General features: G+C 64.7%; 17 protein-coding genes and 1 pseudogene. 3 read left to right on the top strand and 15 right to left on the bottom strand.

All coding sequences use genetic code 11. The features are described 5' to 3' along the window. Positions 1 to 30 precede the first annotated feature (30 nt). Together phnD and phnC are read right to left on the bottom strand one after the other, a co-directional pair. Positions 31 to 966 carry a phosphonate ABC transporter substrate-binding protein gene (phnD, locus tag ACYCVF_RS20230; protein WP_459606599.1) on the bottom strand — a complete coding sequence of 312 codons (936 nt, stop codon included), beginning with the start codon at positions 964 to 966 and terminating at the stop codon, positions 31 to 33. A gap of 66 nt (positions 967 to 1,032) precedes the next feature. Further along, positions 1,033 to 1,842 carry a phosphonate ABC transporter ATP-binding protein gene (gene phnC / locus ACYCVF_RS20225; protein WP_459599274.1) on the bottom strand — a complete coding sequence of 270 codons (810 nt, stop codon included), beginning with the start codon at positions 1,840 to 1,842 and terminating at the stop codon, positions 1,033 to 1,035. Between the two features lie 173 nt (positions 1,843 to 2,015). On the opposite strand from phnC, the gene ACYCVF_RS20220 reads away from it, so the two are divergent. Genes ACYCVF_RS20220 through ACYCVF_RS20210 form a run of 3 tightly spaced genes read left to right on the top strand, consistent with a single transcriptional unit; the run spans position 2,016 to position 4,594 of the window. Then, positions 2,016 to 2,687, top strand: a complete 672-nt coding sequence (locus tag ACYCVF_RS20220) for a transferase hexapeptide repeat family protein (protein ID WP_459599272.1) — start codon at positions 2,016 to 2,018, stop codon at positions 2,685 to 2,687. After that, positions 2,684 to 3,877: an alpha-D-ribose 1-methylphosphonate 5-triphosphate diphosphatase gene (locus ACYCVF_RS20215; protein ID WP_459599270.1), complete on the top strand. Its 1,194-nt coding sequence runs from the start codon at positions 2,684 to 2,686 to the stop codon at positions 3,875 to 3,877. The genes ACYCVF_RS20220 and ACYCVF_RS20215 overlap by 4 nt, the downstream gene beginning before the upstream one ends. Positions 3,878 to 3,895: 18 nt before the next feature. Next, complete coding sequence (locus ACYCVF_RS20210) at positions 3,896 to 4,594, top strand: DUF1045 domain-containing protein (RefSeq protein ID WP_459599268.1); 699 nt, start codon at positions 3,896 to 3,898, stop codon at positions 4,592 to 4,594. A 9-nt stretch (positions 4,595 to 4,603) separates the two neighbouring features. Here the strand turns inward: ACYCVF_RS20210 and ACYCVF_RS20205 are convergent, their stop codons facing one another. The 13 genes and pseudogenes from ACYCVF_RS20205 to ACYCVF_RS20145 form a co-directional block, all read right to left on the bottom strand. Continuing rightward, positions 4,604 to 5,191 (bottom strand): hypothetical protein, encoded by a 588-nt coding sequence (locus ACYCVF_RS20205; protein WP_459599266.1) that lies wholly within the window; start codon positions 5,189 to 5,191, stop codon positions 4,604 to 4,606. Between the two features lie 83 nt (positions 5,192 to 5,274). After that, positions 5,275 to 6,675 (bottom strand): selenium-binding protein SBP56-related protein, encoded by a 1,401-nt coding sequence (locus ACYCVF_RS20200; protein ID WP_459599264.1) that lies wholly within the window; start codon positions 6,673 to 6,675, stop codon positions 5,275 to 5,277. 304 nt (positions 6,676 to 6,979) lie between these two features. Beyond that, on the bottom strand, positions 6,980 to 7,921 hold the full coding sequence (locus ACYCVF_RS20195; protein ID WP_459599262.1) for a dihydrodipicolinate synthase family protein: 942 nt from the start codon (positions 7,919 to 7,921) through the stop codon (positions 6,980 to 6,982). Between the two features lie 121 nt (positions 7,922 to 8,042). Then, the gene (locus ACYCVF_RS20190; protein WP_459599260.1) at positions 8,043 to 10,124 is read right to left on the bottom strand and encodes a methyl-accepting chemotaxis protein; all 2,082 of its coding nucleotides are present in this window, start codon (positions 10,122 to 10,124) and stop codon (positions 8,043 to 8,045) included. Between the two features lie 119 nt (positions 10,125 to 10,243). Next, positions 10,244 to 11,014, bottom strand: a complete 771-nt coding sequence (locus ACYCVF_RS20185; RefSeq protein WP_459599258.1) for an enoyl-CoA hydratase — start codon at positions 11,012 to 11,014, stop codon at positions 10,244 to 10,246. Further along, positions 11,011 to 11,457 (bottom strand): MarR family winged helix-turn-helix transcriptional regulator, encoded by a 447-nt coding sequence (locus tag ACYCVF_RS20180; protein WP_459599256.1) that lies wholly within the window; start codon positions 11,455 to 11,457, stop codon positions 11,011 to 11,013. Before ACYCVF_RS20180 ends, ACYCVF_RS20185 begins: the two co-directional genes overlap by 4 nt. A gap of 48 nt (positions 11,458 to 11,505) precedes the next feature. Then, positions 11,506 to 13,167 (bottom strand): tannase/feruloyl esterase family alpha/beta hydrolase, encoded by a 1,662-nt coding sequence (locus tag ACYCVF_RS20175; protein ID WP_459599254.1) that lies wholly within the window; start codon positions 13,165 to 13,167, stop codon positions 11,506 to 11,508. Positions 13,168 to 13,248: 81 nt separating this feature from the next. Next, entirely contained in the window at positions 13,249 to 14,493 is a 1,245-nt protein-coding gene (serA, locus tag ACYCVF_RS20170; protein ID WP_459599252.1) for a phosphoglycerate dehydrogenase, read from the bottom strand. Between the two features lie 264 nt (positions 14,494 to 14,757). Further along, positions 14,758 to 15,990 (bottom strand): rhodanese-like domain-containing protein, encoded by a 1,233-nt coding sequence (locus ACYCVF_RS20165; protein WP_459599250.1) that lies wholly within the window; start codon positions 15,988 to 15,990, stop codon positions 14,758 to 14,760. A gap of 96 nt (positions 15,991 to 16,086) precedes the next feature. After that, positions 16,087 to 17,031 carry a DUF1963 domain-containing protein gene (locus tag ACYCVF_RS20160; protein WP_459599698.1) on the bottom strand — a complete coding sequence of 315 codons (945 nt, stop codon included), beginning with the start codon at positions 17,029 to 17,031 and terminating at the stop codon, positions 16,087 to 16,089. Between the two features lie 75 nt (positions 17,032 to 17,106). Then, positions 17,107 to 17,301: pseudogene (locus ACYCVF_RS20155) on the bottom strand (DUF1963 domain-containing protein); the annotation flags it as partial. Between the two features lie 227 nt (positions 17,302 to 17,528). Next, positions 17,529 to 18,713 carry a PepSY-associated TM helix domain-containing protein gene (locus ACYCVF_RS20150; RefSeq protein ID WP_459606598.1) on the bottom strand — a complete coding sequence of 395 codons (1,185 nt, stop codon included), beginning with the start codon at positions 18,711 to 18,713 and terminating at the stop codon, positions 17,529 to 17,531. A 2-nt stretch (positions 18,714 to 18,715) separates the two neighbouring features. Next, a complete protein-coding gene (locus tag ACYCVF_RS20145; RefSeq protein WP_459599246.1) occupies positions 18,716 to 21,043 on the bottom strand; it encodes a TonB-dependent siderophore receptor in 2,328 nt (775 codons plus the stop codon). Positions 21,044 to 21,061: the final 18 nt, after the last annotated feature.

Below are 21,061 nucleotides of genomic sequence, written 5' to 3'. Positions count from 1 at the left end.
GACCCGGCTCGAGTGCACCGTCCCGAGAACTCAGGACGCCTTCTTCTTACGCAGCGCATCGACGAACTTGATCAGCTCGATCGTGCCATCCCAGTCCTTGGTGGTGGCGGGATGAAAACCCTTCTTCTGGCCGTCGGAGAGACGGTCGAACGCCGCCTTGTCCTTGGTTGGCGCGTCGAAGAACGCCTTCGCAATCGCCGCCTTGGCATCTTCCGGCAGCTCGGAGTTATAGGCATAGGGGCCGTTGATGATCGGTGCGGACTTGTGGATGATACGGAAGTCATCCTTCTTCATCGCCGAGCCGTCGGCGTTCTTCAGCATGCCCTTGGTCAGCATCTGCGCCAGCGTGGAATCGTCGTCGCTGGTCCACTGGTTGGCCGCGACCTCGACCGTGCCCTGCGCCAGCGCCAGCATCGCGTTCTCGTGGCTGCCAGTGAAGACGACCTTGCTGAAATAGGTGTCGGCATCGTGGATGCCCATCTTGTCGAGTTCGAAACGCGGCACGTTGTTGCCCGAGGTCGAGTTCGGATCGACGAGACCGAGGTTCTTGCCCTTGAGCTGATCGAGGCTCTTGTAGGGGCTGCTCGCCTTGACGAAGAACACCGAATAGTAGCCGGTCGAGCCGTCGGCATTGATGTCGTTGGCGAAGGGGTCGGACTTGACGCCGGTCAGGCGGGCGCGCGCAAAGGCGGCCGAGCCGTAGCTGGCGACGTGAATATTGCCGGCGCGCTGGCCTTCGATCACTGCGGCATAGTCGTTGGCGATGCGCAGCGTGACCTTCACGCCGAGTTCCTTCGAGAGATAGGTCATGAACGGCGCCCAGCGCTCGGTAACGCCGGAGGCGTTCTCGGCCGGAACGACCGCGAAGGTCAGTTCGGGATATTTTGCCTTCCAGTCGTTCGCCGAGGCGGAGACCGTGAATGCGAGCGCGGCAGCACCGGCAAGGATTAATCTGCGAGTGATCATGATACCCTCTTCATCGGTTGGGGTCGGTTGACGCAAAAACTTGCAACGAAACAGGCGCGTCGCAACTCAGGCGGCCGCGGCCGTTCCGAGTGCCGGGACACCCTCAGGCGCCGGAACAGGCGTGCCGCCCATGACGTCGGCAGCTTCGAGATCATAGAGCTCGCGGGCAACGTGATCGGTCAGCTCAGCCGGTGCGCCGTCGAACACCACGCGCCCCTGCGCCATGCCGATGAGACGGTCGCAATAGCTGCGGGCAAGATCGAGCGAATGCAGGTTGCAGAGCACGGTGATGCCGAAATGCTTGTTGATGCGCAGAAGCGCATCCATGACGATCTTGGTGTTGCGCGGGTCGAGCGAGGCGATCGGCTCGTCGGCCAGAATAATATCGGGCTGCTGCACCAGGGCGCGGGCGATCGCGACGCGCTGCTGCTGCCCACCCGAGAGCTGATCGGCGCGCTGGGCGGCGAGCGAAGCGATGTCGAACTGCTCCAGCGCGGACATCGCCAGCGCCTTGTCCTGCTCGGGCCAGGCCTGCGTGAGGGAGCGCCAGGCCGGCATCGTCGCGAGGCGTCCCATCAGGACGTTGGTGAGAACATCGAGCCGGCCGACCAGATTGAACTGCTGGAAGATCATGGCCGAACGGGCTCGCCATTGCCGCAGTTCCTTGCCGCGCAAGGCGGTGACGTCCAGTCCGTCGAACAGGATGCGGCCCTGCGACGGCATTGCGAGGCGGTTGATCGTCCGCAGCAGGGTCGACTTGCCGGCGCCGGATCGCCCGATCACACCGACGAAGCCGCCGGCGGAAACTTGAAACGAAGCGTCGTCCACCGCGGCTTTCGCGCCGAAGCGACACGTCAGACCATCCACCACCAGCATGCAGGGCTCCAGAGTAGCTGGAGGCAACCGCTAACGCCCATGCTTAACACTTGTGTGACAGCACCATTGCAGTGCGGCAATCAAGCAGGCGTCATCCACTGTCATCGTGACGTCATGCTATCGTCATCAAGTCACTCGAAGAGAAATTCCCCGCCCTCCGCCTTGGATACAACATGGCCGCCAAAGCTCTTTCGGTTCAGCCGACCATAGATCCCTCCGCCAAGCTCCACGAGACCAGGCTGGGCGCCTATACCGAGGTTGGCGCGCGCACGATCCTGCATGAAGTGGCGATGGGTGATTACTCCTACGTCGTCAACGACGCTCAGATCACCTACACCACCATCGGAAAATTCTGCTCGATCGCGGCGATGACGCGCATCAATCCCGGCAATCATCCGATGCACCGCGCGACACAGGCGCACTTCACCTACCGTTCCAGCGCCTATTTCGAAGGTGAGAGCGACGACGCCGAGTTCTTCGACTGGCGGCGCCAGCATCATATCCATATCGGCCACGACGTCTGGATCGGCCATGGCGCGATCGTCCTGCCGGGCCGCAACATCGGCACCGGCGCGGTGATCGCCGCCGGTGCCATCGTCACCAAGGACGTGCCGGCCTACACGATCGTCGCCGGCAATCCGGCACGCATCGTGCGGCGGCGGTTCTCGGAGGAGATCGCCGGACGGCTCGCCAAGCTCGCCTGGTGGGACTGGGATCACGACAAATTGCGCGAGGCGCTGCCCGATTTCCGCAAGCTCGGGATTGAAGATTTTCTTTCGACATACGAAGCACGGGCGAACTCTCTCACCAATTCTCCCGCCAGCAAACGAAACGCGGTCGCGTGACAGACATCTTCCTCGAAGGCGGCCGAACCCTGATCGGCGCCGAGTTCGTCGAAACCTCGCTTCTCGTATCGGGAACGGACATCGCGCAGATCGATGCTTCGCGCGGCCGTGCACGGCTGGCGATCGACGCCCGCGACCTGCTGGTGCTGCCCGGCATGGTCGATCTGCATGGCGACGCCTTCGAGCGGCAGATGATGCCGCGCGCCGGCGTCGATTTCCCGATCGACGTCGCGCTCGCCGACAGCGACCGCCAGGCGATCGGCAACGGCATCACCACCGTCTTTCACGCCACGACCTGCTCCTGGGAGCCGGGCCTGCGCAGCGCCGGCAATGCGCGCGCCCTGATGGAGGCGATCGAGCGGCAGCGTCCGCAATTCGCGGCCGACACCCGCTTCCATCTGCGCCATGAGACCTACAATCTCGACGCCGAGGCCGAGATCACCCAGTGGCTCGCCGCGGGCCGCGTCGACCTGTTCGCCTTCAACGACCACATGGACGGCACCGTCGCCGACATGGCCAGGCCGCGCAAGCGCAACCGCATGGTGGAGCGTACCGGCCTTTCAAGCGAAGAATTCGACCGGCTGGTCGAGCGCATCGTTTCGCGCGCCGATGAGGTGCCTGCTTCGGTGTCGCGCCTCGCCGCGTCAGCCCGCGCGGCCGAGGTGCGAATGCTGTCGCACGATGACGCAACACCGGCCATGCGCCGGGAGTTTCGCGATCTCGGCGCTGACATCGCGGAGTTTCCGATCAACGAGGAAACGGCGCGCGCGGCAGCGAACCACGGCGATGCCATCGTTTACGGCGCGCCGAACGTCGTGCGCGGCGGCAGTCACACCGGCTGGACCAAGGCATCCGACATGATCGCCAAGGGGCTCTGCTCGGTGCTGGCCTCGGACTATTATTATCCCGCACAGCTGCTCGCCGCGTTCCGCCTCGCCAACGACGGCGTGGTGCCGCTGGCAGCGGCCTGGGATCTGGTTTCTGACGGCCCCGCCCGCGCAACTGGACTTACCGATCGCGGTGTGCTCGCGGAGGGACGCCGCGCCGACATTCTCCTCGTCGACGACGGCGTGAAGCTGCGGCCGCGGCTGATCGCGGTGATCTCGGGCGGCAAGCTCGTCCATCTCACCGACGCGACAAGGCTGCTCACTGCTGTGGCGGCACCGCGCGAGGCTGTCGTCGCGGCGTAAATTGGCTATGCTGAGGTGATGACAGGCTTTCCCCGCTACGCGATCTATTTCGCCGACGGCGCCGACGGCGCCCTCTCCCGCTTCGGCGCCGAGCTGCTCGGCTATGACGCCCGCACGGGCGACGAAGTGCCGTTCCCGCGCGAAGCGCTGCAGATTGCTCCGGACTGGCGCGACATCAGCACCGATCCGCGCAAATACGGCTTTCATGCCACGCTGAAGGCGCCGATGACGCTGGTATCAGGCAGGACCGAGGCCGAGCTCATGGCGACCTGCGCGACGTTCGCCGGCAAGAGGCGAACAATTCCAGTGATCCGCCCTGTCGTCGATGCCATCAGCGGCTTCATCGCCGTCATTCCCGCCGAGCCGGTCGACGCGCTTCAGCAATTTGCCTCCGATTGCGTTCGTGAATTCGACTCCTTCCGCGCGGCCCTCACTGCGGAAGATCGTGCGCGGCGCAAGCCCGAAAAACTCACCGAGCAGCAGCGCGACTATCTCGACCGCTGGGGCTACCCCTACGTGATGGAGGAGTTCCGCTTCCACATGACGCTCACCGGCCGGCTGGACGCAGAGCGACGCGGGCCGATTCTGGAGATGTTGCGGACCCGGTTTGCATCGCTTCGTCTCGGCGCGCTGGCGATCGACCATCTCGCACTGTTCAAGCAGGACGAGGCGAAGGCCCGCTTCCGCATCATCGGCGAGTGGGCGTTGACGCGGTAGGCCTCACCGTCAGCTCCCAAGATTGAAGGCGAGCGCAACGGCGCCGACCAGGACGAGGCTGGTCGCCCAAACAGCATCCAGATTGAACCAGCTTCGCGAGACGAACCTCAACCCCAGATAGCGGTAGACCAGCCAAGCCAGACATCCGCCGGCGCCGACCATGGCGGCAACGTGCACCAGGGACACCAGCGCCGCCATCCCGACACTTGCCTTCATCAACTCGCCCGCTGCCTCATGTCCGGCATCGAGCTCGAAGGCCTGGCAGAGTCCAAGATAGATCGGCACAAGCATCAGGGCGGCGCCGTGAGCAATGGCGACGGCGAACGACCAGAGCACCAATTGCGTCGGCGGAATTCGTGCCAGTGCGCGCGGATGGCGCCGAATGATCAACCGATAGGCCCCGAAGCCGATGACGAGAAGGCTCGCACTGATCTGGATCGGACGCTGCCACTCCGCCAGCACGAGCAGGAACGCGAATGGCAGCAGCACGAGAAACGTTGCGAGCAGATGCCCGGCCGACAGGGCCCACAAGGCGCGGAAAAGCGCGCGCGGGCTCTTGTCCATGAGCCCGGCCGAAACGGCGAGCGGCCACCCCATGCCCGGATTGACTCCGTGATAGAGACCGCTCGCAACGAGAGCGAGCCACAGCCAGCCGAGTGCCGGGCTCGCGTGCCCCCAATCTAGACCGACGGATAGCAAAAGGAATCCGTCGAACAATCGCCGCCCTCGAGCCTGATCTGGTGCGCACGATATCCGTCGGGGAAGCTTACGAAATAGTCCCTGTCGAGTTCGAGGCCGCCGTTGCGACCGACATTGGCCATCACCTCCACGCCCGGGACCCCATCGGGATAGAACTGGTCATCCCAGGTGGAATAGAGCGAATTGGTCCAGTACACGCGCTTGCCGTCGCGGCTGATCTCGACCATCTGTGGACCCGCCGCAAAGGACTTGCCGTTCGGATGAGGCGTGCGGCGGGCGATACCGCCGATATGGACCGAGCCTGCAAGTTTCGGCTTGCGCGGATCACTGACGTCGTACTGGCGCATTTCACCCGTGCCCCAGCACGAGACATAGAGAAACCGGTCATCCATCGACAGGTCGATGTCGGTCACCAGCGGCGGTACGGCACCGAAGCCCTGGAGCAGCGGCGGGAGCTTCTCTTTTGGCGCGGGCTCTGGCGGGATCGTCGCGGTCTTCTCCGCGTGGAATTTCCCGCCTTCGCGCCACCACGTCCAGATCGATGCTTCGAGATTCGTGGTGTCGACCACGACGCCTACGAAGCCGTACTCGCGAACCGGATCGTGCGCCGGTCGTACCTCCAGCGCCATTTGATGATTGGCGCCGAGATCGATGGTCTGGACGTTGCGACGTGCGCGAAGATCCCAGAAATGGAGACGATGTCCGTACTTGTTCGCAAGCAGATCTTCCGGGACGATCCCGTTCTCGAACTGCGGCGGCAACGCCCATTCGCTCGTCACCATGTAATCGCGCGGCAGATTCCACCAGAAATCATAATGCAGCGTCTGTGGACCGCGGTCGATCTCCCATCGTCCGAGGACCTCGAACGTCTCGCAATCCATGATGAAGACGCCTGGAGGCCCGTTGGTGCCGTCCTTGCCGCCGCCACCCAGCGTGCTGACGTAAATGCCGTCCGGCCCGCAATGGATCGTGTGTGGCCGCGAATAGCCGGTCTTCCTGAAGACTTCCTCCGGCTCGATGATCTTGTGGATCTTGGCTTGGGTCGGATCGGGCTTGGTATCGATGATGTAGATGCGCGACGAGCGCAGCCCGGGAATGATGAGATAGCGCCGCTCGATGAAGGCATGTCCGGCGAGTGGCGACAAGGCGGAGGAGCAGGCATTCCAGCCGAAGTGATGAAACTCATCGCCCTTGTTGGGCATCGTCACCGTGTGGACGATTTGGCTATAGGTGGGCGATCCCGGTTTGACGTCGATGACCGCGAGAGCATCCGGCTTTGAGAAGTCCGGACTAAGCAGCAACGTATAGGCAAAGTTCTCCGCAGGTGCTTCCATCGCAAGCTTGGGCGATGCGTGAAAGGTGGGATCCGGCCTCATCGTCATGGCACTGCCTCCCTGTTCTGTCGGTTTACGACAACCTGACTCGGGATAACGGCATAAAGCAAGGTATTGCGCGATGTCTCGGCTGCTCCGCAGAGTCTGGTTGGTCAGCGTACGATACTTGATCGCCGGGTCCGGGGAAACTGGAGGAATTGCGCCAATTCGACACCTGGAACCGAAATGGGCGACCCCTTCACTGCGGGCGCAGCGAGGCAATCCAGATTGTCTCCGCGGAGCCGGCCTGGATTTGGCTCGTCGCTTCGCTCCTCGCAATGACGACGGAAGAACCGAATTTCGGCCGGAGAGGTTACTTCCCCCACCGCAGCGCCAGCGCGTCGCGCTCCTTGGCGAGCTCCAGCAGGCCCGCGCGCGTTGCCGGATGCAGGGGCTGGAGCGGATGCCGCACGGCTTCCGACTTGATCACGCCGCCGGCCTGCATCATGACCTTGCAGGCGATCAGGCCGCATTGGCGGTTCTCGTAATTGATCAGCGGCAGCCAGCGCTCATAGGCGGCCTTCGCCTCCTCGCGCTTGCCGGCGAAATACGGATCGATGATCTGGCGGATGCCGTCGGGATAGCCGCCGCCGGTCATCGCGCCGGTGGCGCCGGCATCGAGATCGGCGAGCAGCGTGATCGCCTCCTCGCCGTCCCAGGGGCCTTCGATGTCCTTGCCGCCCGCCTCGATCAGGCTGCGGAGTTTCGAAGCCGCGCCTGCGACCTCGATCTTGAAATAGCGGATGTTGGCGAATTCGCGCGACAGCCGCGCCAGCAACTCGACCGACAGCGGCGTGCCGGCGACCGGAGCGTCCTGGATCATGATGGGAATGTCGATCGCGCCCGACAGCACCTTGAAGAAGTCGACGATGCCCTTCTCGGGCACCCGGAAGGTCGCACCGTGATAGGGCGGCATCACCATCACCATGGCGGCACCGGCCGCCTCGGCCTGCTTGCTGCGCGCCGCGCACACGGCCGAGCTGAAATGCGTGGTGGTGACGATCACGGGAACCCGTCCCGCGACATGTTCCAGCACCGCATGCATCACGGTCTCGCGCTCGGCGTCGGTGAGCACGAACTGTTCGGAGAAATTGGCGAGGATGCAGAGACCGTGCGAGCCGGCATCTATCATGAAATCGATACAGCGGCGCTGGCCCTCGAGGTCGAGCTCGCCGCGCGCGTCGAAGATGGTGGGCGCGACCGGGAACACGCCGCGATAGGGGCGCTGAGCCTTGTGCTGTAGCGTGACCGGCATCGAACTCTCCATCCCTGATATACTTACGTCTGTCGCCGCGCTCGCGGAGCGAGACGGCACAGATGTACAAGCCACACGGACCGGCGGCAATGCCCGCGCGAATGGATGGTGAGAGAACGAGCTATGCGGTCTTGACGGCTCCCAAGAAGCCCTCGACCGCGACGCGCAGGCGATCGGCGTCGGCCGACATCTTCTTGACGGACTCCGACAGCACCGTGCCCGCGTTGCCGGTCTCCTGGTTGAGCCTCGCGACGCTGCCGATGGTGTCGGTCACCTCGCGGGTGCCTTGAGCGGCCTGCTGGAAATTGCGCGAGATCTCCGTGGTGGCCGCGCGCTGCTGCTCGACCGCGGCCGCAATCGCCGTCATCTTCTCGTCGATGCCGCCGATGGCACCGCCGATCGAGCGGATCGCGGCAACGGCCTGGCCGGTGGCGCCCTGGATCTCCTCGACCTGGCGCGAGATCTCTTCCGTCGCTGTCGCCGTCTGGGAGGCGAGGCTCTTGACCTCGCCCGCGACGACGGCAAAGCCCCGTCCGGCCTCGCCCGCACGCGCGGCTTCGATGGTGGCGTTCAGCGCCAGGAGGTTGGTCTGGGCGGCGATCGCGTTGATCATCTTCACGACCTCGCCGATCCGGCTGGCGGTCTGGTCGAGGATCTCGACCGTTGCATTGGTCTGCTCCGCCTGCGCCACGGCCTCGCGGGCCTCGCGGGCGCTCGACTGCACCTGTGCGGAAATCTCGCCGACCGATGCGGAGAGCTCCTCCGTCGCGGCCGCGATGGTTTCGAGATTGTTGGTGGCCTGCTCGGCCGCGGAGGAGACCGCCGCGGTCTGGCTGCTCGATTCGGAGACCAGCGAGCGCACCCCGGTCGCGGTGGCGTCGAGCTCCCGTGTCGAGGCCACGACGCTCTGGATGACCGCCTGCACCGTATCGTCGAAGCTGCGGCACGCCGCATCGACGGTGCCGGAGCGGGCGAGCTGGAGCGCCTGCTGCGATTCGCGTTCCTGGCCCAGCCGTTCCGCGGTCGCCGCGCTCTCGCGCAGGCTCTCGAGTGCGGCGGCCATGGTGCCGAACTCGTCGGGATGGCGGGATTGCGGAACCGGCGTCGCATAATCGCGTGCGCTGATGCGCGCGATGGCATCGAGGATGGCGCGCACCGGACGCATGAGGCGATGACGCACCACGAACACGCCGGCCAGGGTCACGGCCAGCGCGAGCAGGAACGCGAGCGACTGCACGATGAGATTGGTGAGGGCCTTCGCCTGAACCGCCTCCGCGCGCGCGATCGACAAGTCGAGCGCCTTGTTCGCGACCGCGACGATGGATGCGAAGGGAGACTGACACAACGCGTTCCACTCCGAGGCGGGCATCGCAGGACGGCCGCTGCCGTCGAAGTTCCTGGTGACCTCGCCGATCTGCTTGAGGACCCCATCGGTCTTGGCGCGCGCCTCCTTGGCCGTGTTGACGAGATCCGCCGTCACATCAGGCGCAGCCAGCAGTTCCTCCATGCCGGCCCAGCCGGCCGTGATGATGCCATTCCATCCCGCCACGGTCTGCTTCTGGGTCTCGTCGAGCGGCTTGGAGCCGTTGACGTTCGGACGCAGGGTCGAGCACTGGATGCCGTAGCGGTCACGCACCTGCCAGGCAAGGCGGCGGGCCTGGATCATGCGGCCAATGAAGGGATCGTTCATCCAGGCGCGGTTGGACACCGCAGTGGACGCGAGGTTCGCCGTCTCGATCACCTTGGTGACGGAATCGTACCAGGGTGCGGTGCGCTCGACCTTGCGTTCCGCGCGCGGCAACTTGGCTTCGTCGTAGAACAACTGGAACTTCGGCGCGGCCTCGCTCCAGCGCTGCTTCAGCGTGCCGGCCAGCTCGTCGCGCCGCGCGAATTCGACGGTCGAGAGCGCGGCGGCGATGGCATCGAAGCCGGCCTGCTCGGCCTTCTCGGCGGCGCCGAGCTTGGCACGCGGATCGTCCTCGCCCAGCAGTGCGCTCTGGGCATCGCCGCGATTGTTGCGCAAGGCCAGCACGCCCTGGAAGATCGCCTTGTCGGCATTCGCGAGCCGTTCGGTCTCCAGGCTGTCGCTGTAGCGGCCGAAAGCCCCGCCCATCTGGATGGCCGTGCTGGTCAGCGCACCGGCGGCCAGTAGCGCCATCAGAACCAGGAGGAGCGTGCTTACCGATTTCTTAAAAATTGACATGGACCAAAAGACCTACTCGTCACGAGCGGTCATCTTGCACGGTGACATGCCAAAGTTTCGTTAAGGTTTATTCAAATGCCATGGACCTCGGAATGTGCCACGCGGTCGGGGCAGCCGCCTCACGCTACCTTGGTGAAATCCGGCGGGCGGCGCTCGGCGAATGCCGTAAACGCCTCGCGCGCTTCGGCGGTGCGCAGGCGTTGCGCGAACTGCTCGCCTTCGGCCTGCATCTGCGCAACCAGCGCCTCTCCGTTGCGCATCAGTTTCTTGGTGGCCGTGAGCGCACCGAGCGGCTGACGGGCGAGACGCTGGGCGAGGGCGAGCGCCTCGGCATCGAGCTTGTCGAGTGGCACCACGCGGTTGGCAAGGCCCCATTCCAGCGCCGACCGGGCAGGCACGGTCTCGCCGAGCGCAAACATCTCATAGGCGCGCGCATGGCCGATGCGCGCCGGCATCAAGAGGCTGGAGGCGGCTTCCGGCACCAGTGCGAGGCTGACGAAGGGCGTCGACAATTGCGCGTTGTCGGCGAGCACGACGAGATCGCAATGCAGCAGCATCGTGGTGCCGACGCCGACGGCACGGCCCTGCACGGCCGCGACCAGCGGCCGGGTGCAGCGCGCCAGCGACTGGATGAAGCGCACGACGTTGCGGCTGCCTTCCGACTTGCCCGCTGCGACCGCCGCGAACTCGCCGACGTCGTTGCCGGCGGTGAACATGTCGCCCTCGCCGCGGATCAGGATCACGCGGGCCGAAGGATCGAACTCGGCGGATTCGATTGCATCGGCGAGCTTGCCGTACATAGCATCCGTGAGCGCGTTCTTCTTGTCGGGGCGCGCCAGCGTGAGGGTGAGAATTCCGCCATTGTTCTCGATCCGGACGTGCTCGGTCATTGCTCTGCTCCTCTTGGAAACTTGTCCTGAATGCTCGTCAGCCAGCGTGCGACGATGTCGATCTCCGCAGCCGTAAATCCGTCCGTCAGCGCCGCATTGACCTGTGCCGCACCGGCCTTCGCCTGTGCCAGCGCGGTACGCCCCTTCGGCGTCAGCCAGATCCGCCAGGCGCGGCCATCCTCCCGATCGGCGCGCCGCTCGATCAGTCTTGCGGCTGCGGTGCGGTCGACCAGGCCAGAAATGCCGGCCGGCCCCATATCGAGCGCCGCGCCCGCCTCGCCGATCAGGACGCCGTCCTGCTTGCCGAGGATGAACAGCAGCCCCGCCTGCGCCGGCGTTACCGTGCTCTGCGGCTGCGCCGCCATCCAGCGCTGCAAGCGGCGGTGCGCGACGCTCAGCAGGTAGATCAGCCGATGATGCCTCGCGCCTTCGTTATTTCGCATGCGAAATATCTAGCCGCACACGAGGCGATTGTCAAACCGGCCGTTTCGCTACGGCGCGCAGGTAAAGCTCGATACCTCTGTCACTGGGCCGCTCTTGTAGTGCGGCCAGGCCGGCCAGCGGCACAGCGGCAGCGCGCGCAGCGTCGCGAAAGACGGCGCCTGCACCTTCTGCTCGCTGACTTCGAGATCGCCGGGCGCCTTGCCGTTCTCGACCCAGTCGACCAGCACGCTCAGCATGTCGACATTGGCCGGTGCGCCGGAGCCGACATGGTCGACCCCGGGCGCGGTGTAGAGTCGCGCGAACTCCGCCGTCTCGGCCTTGCCCATCTTGCGCTCGACGTTCTCGAAATAGCGGATGCCGGCATAGGGGCTCTGCGCGTAGTCGGCCATGTGCTCGAGCATGATCAGCCGGCCGCCGCGCATCCGGAAGCGGCTGAGATCGGGATCGGTCGAATCCATCAGCTTCGAGACCTCGAGCAGCCGGGCCTTATGGTGCTCCACGTTGTATTTGGTGACATCGAGCTTCGGGTCGCGCGCGAAGACATATTGAATGCCGCCGGCGCCGTAGATCCAGGCGATGCCGTTGTTGAGCGCAGGCGGCTGCGCCGGCGGCGCCGTGCCGAGCCACCACGCGACCCAGCCGCCGGTCGGCCCCACCGCCGGGATGTCCTCGCCCGAAACTCCCCAGCCCGGATAGTCGTCGAGACCATTGGCGAGCGCGAACGGGAATTTATAGGTCGCATGCAGCGTATTGATCGCCGTGATCTGGGGATCGGTGAGGCACTGATCGCCGCTCTGGCCCGCCGCGCAACGCAACGTCTCGACCTTGAATGCCGCCTTGCAACCGACGGGATCCTGCACCAGCGCATCGTCGGAGCCGTCGGCCTTGTCGCAAGCCGCACGCACGGCATCGCCGACCAGCTTGACCTGCGCCGGATTGATCCAGCCCTCCCCCATGGTCACCAGGCCCGAGCGCGTTCCGGCATGCTGCAGGCCGACCCAGTTGATCACGGGCACTCGCGCGAAGATGCCGTCGAAATCATCAGGGTAGCGCTGCGCCATGGTGAGGCCTTCGCGGCCGCCTTCGGACGAGCCCATGAAGTACATCTTATCCGGCTTCCTGCCGTAGGCGCGGTGCATCAGCGCGACGGCGGCGTCGCGCACCTTCTTGTAGGCGCGATGAGCGAAATTCTCGAAGGCCTCGTCGTTGAGCGCGAACACCTGCGGCGGCTCGCCCTGCTTGGTCTCGTGGCCAGAATCGGTGCCATAGGTGACGAAGCCACGCGCCAGCGGCGACGGCTTGTCGAAGGGATAGGCCGGCGGCAGCGCGAGGCCGGTGATGAGCACGCCATTGAAACCGCCGCCGCCATATTGCAGCGAACGGCCGTTCCATTCGACGGGAAGGTTGACCTGAAACTTGATCGGCGGCGCTTTGGGATCGACCGGATCGATGTGGCCGAGCACCTTGCAGAAGCGCGGATTGGCCGGCGTGATGCGCCCCGACGGCGTCGGCCCGCGTTCGGCAACGGCGAGTTGCGACGGCGCTTGCAATGTCGCGCTATCGATCTTCACGGCGTCAGTGCCGCCATTGAGGCCTTTGCAGACGATCCCCGCGTCCTCCGTCAATGTCACGGCAAGCGCGGCGTTCGCGCTCAGTGCAGCTGCCGTCCCCACGAGCAGTCCGCACAGCTTCGCTCTCGTTGGAGTCATCGTTTCCACCCAGTTTCTTGTTTGTTCGATCCGTCAGGAGACCGCATTGAATGCAACCTCCTGAAGCCCGTCAACAAGACTCTAGTGCTCGAACACCAGCCGCGCGCCGACGGTGCCGTCGAGGGAGCGGATCTGCTGGAGCAGCTCGCCGGAGTCCTGGCCGCCGAGATCGGCGTCGAGCACGACATAGCCGAGGTCGCCGGCGGTCTCCAGATATTGCGCGGCGATGTTGATGTCGCGCTGGAGGAACACCTCGTTCAGCCGCCGCAGCATGCCCGGCACGTTGCGATGGACATGGCTGAAGCGCGCGCCGGAGGGGCGAAGATGCAATTGCACCTCGGGGAAATTCACCGCGCCCATGGTCGAGCCGGTGATGAAATAGTCGACCAGCTTGCGCGCCACCTCGCCGCCGATACGCTCCTGCGCCTCTTCGGTCGAACCGCCGATATGCGGGGTGAGGATGACGTTCTCGAGGCCCTGAATGGGACTCTTGAAGCGATCGGAATTCGAGGACGGTTCGACCGGAAACACATCGACCGCCGCGCCGGCGAGGTGACCGTCGCGCAGGGCGCGCGCAAGCGCATCGAGATCGACCACGGTGCCGCGGCTGTTGTTGATCAGGAACGAGCCCGGCTTCATCGCCCGCAGCTCCTTCTCGCCGATCATGCCTGCGGTCTCCGGCGTCTCCGGCACGTGCAGGCTGACGACGTCGCTCTGCGCCAGCAGCTCTTCGAGCTTCTCGACCGGCTCGGTGTTGCCGTGGCGGAGCTTGTCGGTGCGGTCGAAATAGATCACGCGCATGCCCATGGCTTCGGCCAGGGTCGAGAGCTGCGAGCCGATATTGCCGTAGCCGACGATGCCGAGCGTGCGGCCGCGCACCTCGCGGCTGCCGGTCGCCGACTTGTCCCAGCCTCCGGCGTGGGCCGACACCGAACGCGGAAAGATCCGCCGCAACAGCATCACGATCTCGCCGATCACGAGCTCGGCGACGCTGCGCGTGTTGGAGAACGGCGCGTTGAAGACGGGAATGCCGCGCTTGCGCGCCGCCGAAAGATCGACCTGGTTGGTGCCGACGCTGAAGCAGCCGACCGTGAGAAGCTGGTCGGCGGCGGCGAGCACCTCATCGGTGATCTGGGTGCGCGAGCGGATCCCGAGCAGCGACACGCCCTTGAGCGCGCGCCGCAGATCCTCGCCATCCAGCGCCTTGGTCAGCCGCTCGACATTGGCAAAGCCCGCGCTCTTGAACAGATCGACGGCGCTGTCATTGACGCCTTCGAGGAGCAGCGCCTTCGCATTCCGCTCGGGGCCTTGGCCTGGGGCTGACATAGTCTCTCCGTAAGTTGCAGCTTTGCCGCAGCTCTTAGACCGCAGGCGACGCGCAGCACAATAGGGCTTGGATACGGGGACAAGATGGCGGGAGCGTCACGCTTGCGTCAGCAACTCCGTCATCCTGAGGCCTGTGGTGCGAAAGCACCGCGGCGGGAGCTTCGAAGGCACACCCGGGCTGGCCTCAGGGCCGCCGGCCATCGAGGGCCGTCGCTGGATCGGCCATTTCGGGGGACGGAGACGGGCTCCCTCCCGTGGTCGGCATCAGATCACGTAGAACCCATGCGTGCCGTCGCGGCGGAGCTGTTCGACCAGGCCGTACTCCCAATCCAGATAGGCCTGCATTGCAGCTTCGGCCACATCGGTCCCTTCGTAGGGCCGCCGGTAGCGTTGTGCCGGATCCGGCTTCGGCAACACGTGCGGCGGGCTGATCTCGAGCGCGCCGTCATAGCCGCCTTCGAGCACATAGACCTCCCACCCCATCTGCGCCAGCCAGGACGCCGTCATGTCGGCGCGGACGTTCTTGTCGTCGGTCAGGAGGATGCGCGCGCCGCGCACGGGCGCAGCCATGTCGGTCTCCTGGACGAGCTGGCCGCCGGGATAATGGCGGAAACCGGGAAGATGGCCGGCCGCGTATTCCTCGGCATCGCGCACGTCGAAGCGATAGAGCGTGCGATCGGCCTGCGCGGCAAGCGCCGACATCTCGTTCGCACCGATATGGCGGACGCCGGCGCGATAGGCGACGTCACGGGCATTGGCATGGCCGCCTTCGAACGATCCGATCTCACCGCGTCGGTCCGCGCCATGGCCAAGCGTATGCCGCGCCAACGTCCAGCCGATGGTGCCGTTGCGCAGCGCACGCACCCTGTTGGGCACGCCGGCATTGATCAGCGACTGGGTGCCGATGATCGAGCGGGTACGGCCGGCACAGTTGACGATGATCGTCGTCTCGGGATCGGGCGCGGCTTGCCCTGCCCGCAGCACCAGCTCCGCGCCGGGCACGCTGACCGAGCCCGGAATGTTCATGGTTGCATATTCGTCGAAGCGGCGGACGTCGAGAATGGCGATGTTGGCCTTGTCGGCGATGAGCTTGGCGACCTCGTCGGCGCTCAGCGAAGGCGTGTGGCGGCGCGACTCGACCAGTTCGCCGAACGCTTTCGAGTAGGAATTGACGTCCTCGAAAACCTCGAAGCCCGCCGCGCGCCAGGCCTTCAGCCCGCCGTCCAGTGCGCTGACATTGGTGTAGCCGAGCGCGGCGAGACGTTCGGCGCCGCCCGTGACCAGCGCCTCCCCGTCGTCATAGAGCACGATCGCGACATCCTTGCGCGGCAGCCTGACCTCGGCCTCGACCGCGATCCGGTCCACGGCCATGTTGGCGGCGAACAGCGGATGTCCGATCGCGAAAGCGGCCTCGTATCTGAGGTCGAGCAGCGCGATCTCCTCGCGCAGCAGCAGCGCGCGGCGGATGTCGGCGGGCGTGACGGTGGGAAGCTTCATCGCATGGACCTTGGAAACAGGGCCAGGAGCTTTTGAACCATTGCGCTGGTGTTGGCTAGCGATATCGGAGGGCAGGAGAATCGCCCAGAGATCAGGCTAGTCGCACTGGTACGTGGCAACGACCTGCGAGAAGTCGTGTTGAGCAAGAGCATCCCGACCGATCCAGAAATGAAGCACACAGCCGACATCATTGTGCCAATTGAGGAAGGCGAGATCACCCTGAATTTGAAGCAACAACACGTCCTCCAAGTGCTCCTCGGTCGCATCTTGCGGGCCGCTGCCGTATCCTAGCATCTGATGAAGCGCTGTTCTGAAGTGGCGGTACTTGCCATCGCCCTCGGTTGGCGTCTTCCAGTGATTCTGCCGCGCCAAATTCGCAACGTATTTGGAAGGGGCGCGGTCGGAAATATCGACATCCTGAGTCGCCATGCAACGGATCGTATGGTTGATGGCGTTGCCGAGGTCGCCCGCGATTGTGAACACATATGTGCTCACCTGCCCGTCCAGCTTCTTGTAGGCTCGCACGACGTCGAACCACCAGAACCTGAAGGCTGCTTTTGTGTCCGGATCGACGCCATCCATCGGCGTCCGCGCCCGACCGCGCTCGAGCCACCCGATTGCACCAGCGCAAAGCCGCTTCAATTCAACAGTGGCTTCGTCGGTGAGCGGCTCGTCATAATATCCGCGCGTCAGATCGCCTTGGACGTGCGACAGGACCGACCGAACCACATAATTGATCAGGAGCCAGTTGAAGGGCCAGTCCTCGTCTTTTTCGTATTTGGACGCAACTCGGAATTTAAGCAGATCATTCTCGTGCGGCTCCCCCGGACCCAGCGCCTTACACAATTCTTTGACCATAAGCTCCCCTCCGATGGCGTCCTCCCAGAACCAGAAGTCGCGGAATAGCCGGAAGGAGATCGGATACTTGAACTCAACCCTGGAATGAAAATCGAGGTTGGGATCGAGCCATCTGACCTGGGAATCGCCGTCGGTGCCTGCCAGCGGCATCAGGTCTGGCGGTGGCGCGCGGTCGGGATACACGCCACCGTCCGTCGGGCAATACAGTACGCGACGAGGTGGATGTCCTTCGCCAACAAACACAGAACTACAGAAAAAATAAAGGGTGCCTCGCGCCGGAAGTGGCGACCAGCCGGCCCCGGGCACTTCAGCCAGGTCAATCTGAGCCACAAATGTAAGCGCAACTATTTCCGATGTTCTATTTGCCGTGACCTCTGCTGTCGGCCAATCGAACTGCGGGGGCAACTTCGGAAGCCCGCCGAAGAAGCTCCGCGCCGGGTGCGCGAGCGGCACGGGCAGATCACTGCGTGTGACGAGCACCCCGGGCCGCGCCGTCTCTTCGATTTCGTCTCAGTCGGATCGGGCCATCGAGATCACCATGACTTTCGCTTGCTCTTCGCCAATGGAACCATTTGGCGAGGCTTCAGACAAGTCGCTCCGGTTAGCTGCGCGCGATAGGCTTCATTGCGTCGGCGGCGAATGAGCTATTGGCGACTCGCGCGGCGGTTACCGCATCGCTGTCACTCACCGGGAACGAGCCGCCCGAGCGGCGGCTGCGCCGGGCGCCGCAGCTTGCGGCGCGACAGATAGAGCAGGATTCCCGTAACCGAGAACAGGGGCATGAGGACCGCGGCGATCATGAACGCGAGCTTGCCCGGCCATCCAAGGATCGCGCCACGATGGATGTCGTAGATGGCCGCGATGATCTTCTCGCCGAATGTCTTGTCGTCATAGCGCTCAGCCGAGACCATCTGCCCGGTGACCGCGTCGATGCGAAATTCATCGCGTGTGGTCTCGAGTGTCCTGTCCTTCCCCCACGACCGGATCCGTATCACAGTGCCAGAGCCAGCCGGCAGCGTCAGCAGGGCCCTGGAGAAGCGGCCACCCTCCTGGCGCTGGAACGTCGTCCATGCCTGATCGAATCCGATCGGCTGCGCTGTCCCTGGACGGTCGGCCGTTCGCGGCGACTTTGCGGGCATCTTCGCTGCGGTGACGTGAGGACGCGCCAACAGCCAGGTCACGCCGTCCTTGTACCATTCGAAGGAGAACCATAGCCCGGTGAGCGTCATCACCAGATAGACCGGAAGCACCCAGGTGCCGATCACCGCATGCAGCGACCGGTGCAGTCCGCGGCCGCTCAGCGCGAGGTTCGGCTTCAGCCACATCTTCGCGCTGCTCGCGCGACGCGGCCAGCGCAGCACGAGGCCAGAAACCAGCATGACGATCAGGCCGAGCGCGATGGTGCCGGTGATCGGACGCCCCCAACCCTTGGCATCGCCGGGGATCAGCAGCCAACGGTGCAGCTTGCGCACGGTCGCGAAGAACGCCTCGCCGCGCGGCGAACCCAGCACGCGCGCGTCATGGGGGTCGACGTAGAGCGAGCCCGGCCGGCTGCCCTCGTCGTCGCGCGCGAAGCGGACATGGACCGCCGCCGCCGGATCGCTCGACAGCGTGAGGGCCGAGACCTTGCCGACATCCTGCACCGCCTTCAGCCGGGCGATCAGGTCATCCGGCATCAGCACCGGCATTTGACGCGGTGGGACCTGCATGATCCCAGCGTTGAGTTGATCGACGATCTCATCCTCGAAGCTCATGATCGCGCCGGTCAGGGCGATCAGGGCCAGCAGCAGCGCGAGCACGAGGCCCGCGACGGAATGGATCTGGAGCAGGGCTGCCTTGACCTTATGCCCGATCCGCGCAGTCATCGCTAGAACTTCACCGTTGCCGACAGCGACACCCGTCGCGCATCGCCGAGGGCGACGCCCAAATTGTTCTGGGCGGAGGTGTAATAGAGCGTGTCGAACAGGTTCTTGACGTTGAGCTGATAGATGACGGGCAGCGTCTGGTGCTTCGTCTCATAGGTCGCGAAGACATCGGCGACGACATAGGACGGCAGCACGAATGTGTTCAACGCATCGCCGGGCCGGTCGCCGACATAGCGGGCACCGCCGCCGAGCCTGAGCTGACCGGGAAGCATCGTCCCAAAATCGTAGACCAGAAACAGCGAGGCCGTGTTCATGGCTACGTTCTGCAACTGCTTGCCGGCATATGTCGGATCCTCGGTCACGCGCGCATCGGTGTAACCATAGCTTCCGATCATGCTCCAATGGTCGGAGAGCCGGCCGGTGACGTCGAGCTCGACACCGCGCGAGCGGGCCTTGCCGGCTGCGGTGTATACGTTGAGGCCGGTTGCCGTGTTGAGCTGGCTGACCAGCACGTTCCTCTTCTCGATGTCGTAAACCGCGAGCGTACCCGAGAGGCGCTTGTTGAGATCGAACTTGAGACCGGTCTCGTATTGCGTACCCTCCTCGGGCGCGATGTCCGATCCGAGCACCACGCCGCCGCCATTGCTGAGCGGAGCAATAGTCGAGTTCGGCTTCAACGACTGGGTGTAGCTCGCATAGAGCGAAAGCTCGTCGGTGAGCTTGAAGATCGCGCCGCCAATCGGGAGTACGGCATCCCCTGAGACATTGGTGTTGGTTTTGAACGGCTTTCCGCGCCCGGCCAACTGGTCGTAATCCATGTAACGCACGCCGCCGACCAGCGCGAACCGCTCGGTCAGATGCAGCGTATCCTGGAAGAACAGCGACCACTGGCCGAGCTTGTCGGTCTGGGCGCTGTCGCTATTCGAAACCGTCGTGCCCGGCCCGATCAAACCGTAGACCGGGTTGTAGACATTGAAGGACGGGGTCGCCTGCCGGATCAGATTGTCTCGGTAGATCGTGCGATACTGACCGTCGCCGCCGAACAGCACCTCGTTGCGCATGTCGCCGAGCCAGAACCCGCCCGAGACGTAGGACGTCCCGTAGCTGGAATTGCTCAGCGAGCCCTGCGTGCCGTCATTGCTGCGCGTTTCGACGCCGGTATTCGCGTTGACGCCGGTGATGCGGAGCTGGTTCGCGCTGAAGGTCTCGGTGTTGTAGCTGTAACCGGCAAAGAGCTTCCAGTCCTGATTGATGCGATGCTCGACCGAAGCCTGGATCAGGTCGGACGTCCCCCACATGTTGTTGTAGGGCTCGTCGAGCCGGCGCGTCTTCGGAATCGCCAGCGGCGTGCCGTTGATGAACGCCGTGCCGCGGTCGAACGGAGAGATGAACTCGCGGTGCTCGTAGTTGAGCTGGACCGTGGTGTCCTTTCCATACCAGGCCAGTGACGGCGCGACCAGCATCTCGCGGTGCCGGCCGAAATTGCGCCAGTAATCCTCACTGATGCCATAGCCGATGAATCGATAGGCCAGACCCTGATCGCCGATCGGGCCGGTGACGTCGAGCAGGCCGTCGGCGCCGCTGCGATTGTTCGCGTAGGTCGAGCCGAGCAACGTGACCGAACCGTGCTGATACAGCTCGGGCCGCTTGCTGATGGTGTTGACGATGCCGCCGGGATCCATGATGCCGTAGAGCAGCGAGGCCGGCCCCTTCAGCACCTCGACGCTTTCGACCGCGGGATTGAGGCTGCGGCCCTGCACCAGCGGCATGCCGTTGCGCATGATCGAGCCGTCGCGATTGTCGCCAAAGCCGCGGCGGATCACGGCGTCCTGGGTGCCGGCGAGCGTGTTGGTCTGGGTGACGCCCGAAACGTTGGCGAGCGCATCGTCGATGTTGCGCGGCAGCTGATCCTTCAGCACCTGCTCGGGCACGACATTGACGGCCTGCGAGGTGTCGAGCGGCGAGGCCCCGCTGCGCAGCGTGGTCGCGTTCGGCATCGCACGGTAGCCGAGCTTTGCGGCTTGTTGTGCGGCGGCCTCCGCGGCCGCTCGCTCCGAGAGCGTCGGCGCTGCGGGTGCGGTACTACGACTACGTTGGCGCACGACGGTTTGCGTGCGGCGTGACGACTGGTCCGATGCCCGTGCCGGCTTCGGCCGCTGCACCGGCGCATCCACCGTCACGGGCGGCAGCGCGGATTGCGCCTGCGCGGCCGTCATGTTGGAGGGACATTCGGCGAGCAGCACAGCCGCTCCGATGAGAAGACCTGCACGGCTCTTGCCGGCACGGTGACGGCGGCCGCTGGCGCAGCGGCCATCCAAATGAGCACGCACGTTCGATTCACTTCCAGA

The sequence above is a fragment of the Bradyrhizobium cedriense genome (assembly GCF_054602315.1).
Note: the sequence above shows the minus strand (reverse complement) of the source record. Positions and strands in the feature narration are given on the sequence as shown.

What these genes read in the sequence shown, in the direction of transcription:
- phnD (WP_459606599.1), bottom strand. Translation starts at nt 966, where the DNA reads ATGATCACTCGCAGATTAATCCTTGCCGGTGCTGCCGCGCTCGCATTC.
- phnC (WP_459599274.1), bottom strand. Translation starts at nt 1,842, where the DNA reads ATGCTGGTGGTGGATGGTCTGACGTGTCGCTTCGGCGCGAAAGCCGCG.
- ACYCVF_RS20220 (WP_459599272.1), top strand. Translation starts at nt 2,016, where the DNA reads ATGGCCGCCAAAGCTCTTTCGGTTCAGCCGACCATAGATCCCTCCGCC.
- ACYCVF_RS20210 (WP_459599268.1), top strand. Translation starts at nt 3,896, where the DNA reads ATGACAGGCTTTCCCCGCTACGCGATCTATTTCGCCGACGGCGCCGAC.
- ACYCVF_RS20205 (WP_459599266.1), bottom strand. Translation starts at nt 5,191, where the DNA reads ATGGGGTGGCCGCTCGCCGTTTCGGCCGGGCTCATGGACAAGAGCCCG.
- ACYCVF_RS20200 (WP_459599264.1), bottom strand. Translation starts at nt 6,675, where the DNA reads ATGACGATGAGGCCGGATCCCACCTTTCACGCATCGCCCAAGCTTGCG.
- ACYCVF_RS20195 (WP_459599262.1), bottom strand. Translation starts at nt 7,921, where the DNA reads ATGCCGGTCACGCTACAGCACAAGGCTCAGCGCCCCTATCGCGGCGTG.
- ACYCVF_RS20190 (WP_459599260.1), bottom strand. Translation starts at nt 10,124, where the DNA reads ATGTCAATTTTTAAGAAATCGGTAAGCACGCTCCTCCTGGTTCTGATG.
- ACYCVF_RS20185 (WP_459599258.1), bottom strand. Translation starts at nt 11,014, where the DNA reads ATGACCGAGCACGTCCGGATCGAGAACAATGGCGGAATTCTCACCCTC.
- ACYCVF_RS20180 (WP_459599256.1), bottom strand. Translation starts at nt 11,457, where the DNA reads ATGCGAAATAACGAAGGCGCGAGGCATCATCGGCTGATCTACCTGCTG.
- ACYCVF_RS20175 (WP_459599254.1), bottom strand. Translation starts at nt 13,167, where the DNA reads ATGACTCCAACGAGAGCGAAGCTGTGCGGACTGCTCGTGGGGACGGCA.
- serA (WP_459599252.1), bottom strand. Translation starts at nt 14,493, where the DNA reads ATGTCAGCCCCAGGCCAAGGCCCCGAGCGGAATGCGAAGGCGCTGCTC.
- ACYCVF_RS20165 (WP_459599250.1), bottom strand. Translation starts at nt 15,990, where the DNA reads ATGAAGCTTCCCACCGTCACGCCCGCCGACATCCGCCGCGCGCTGCTG.
- ACYCVF_RS20150 (WP_459606598.1), bottom strand. Translation starts at nt 18,713, where the DNA reads ATGACTGCGCGGATCGGGCATAAGGTCAAGGCAGCCCTGCTCCAGATC.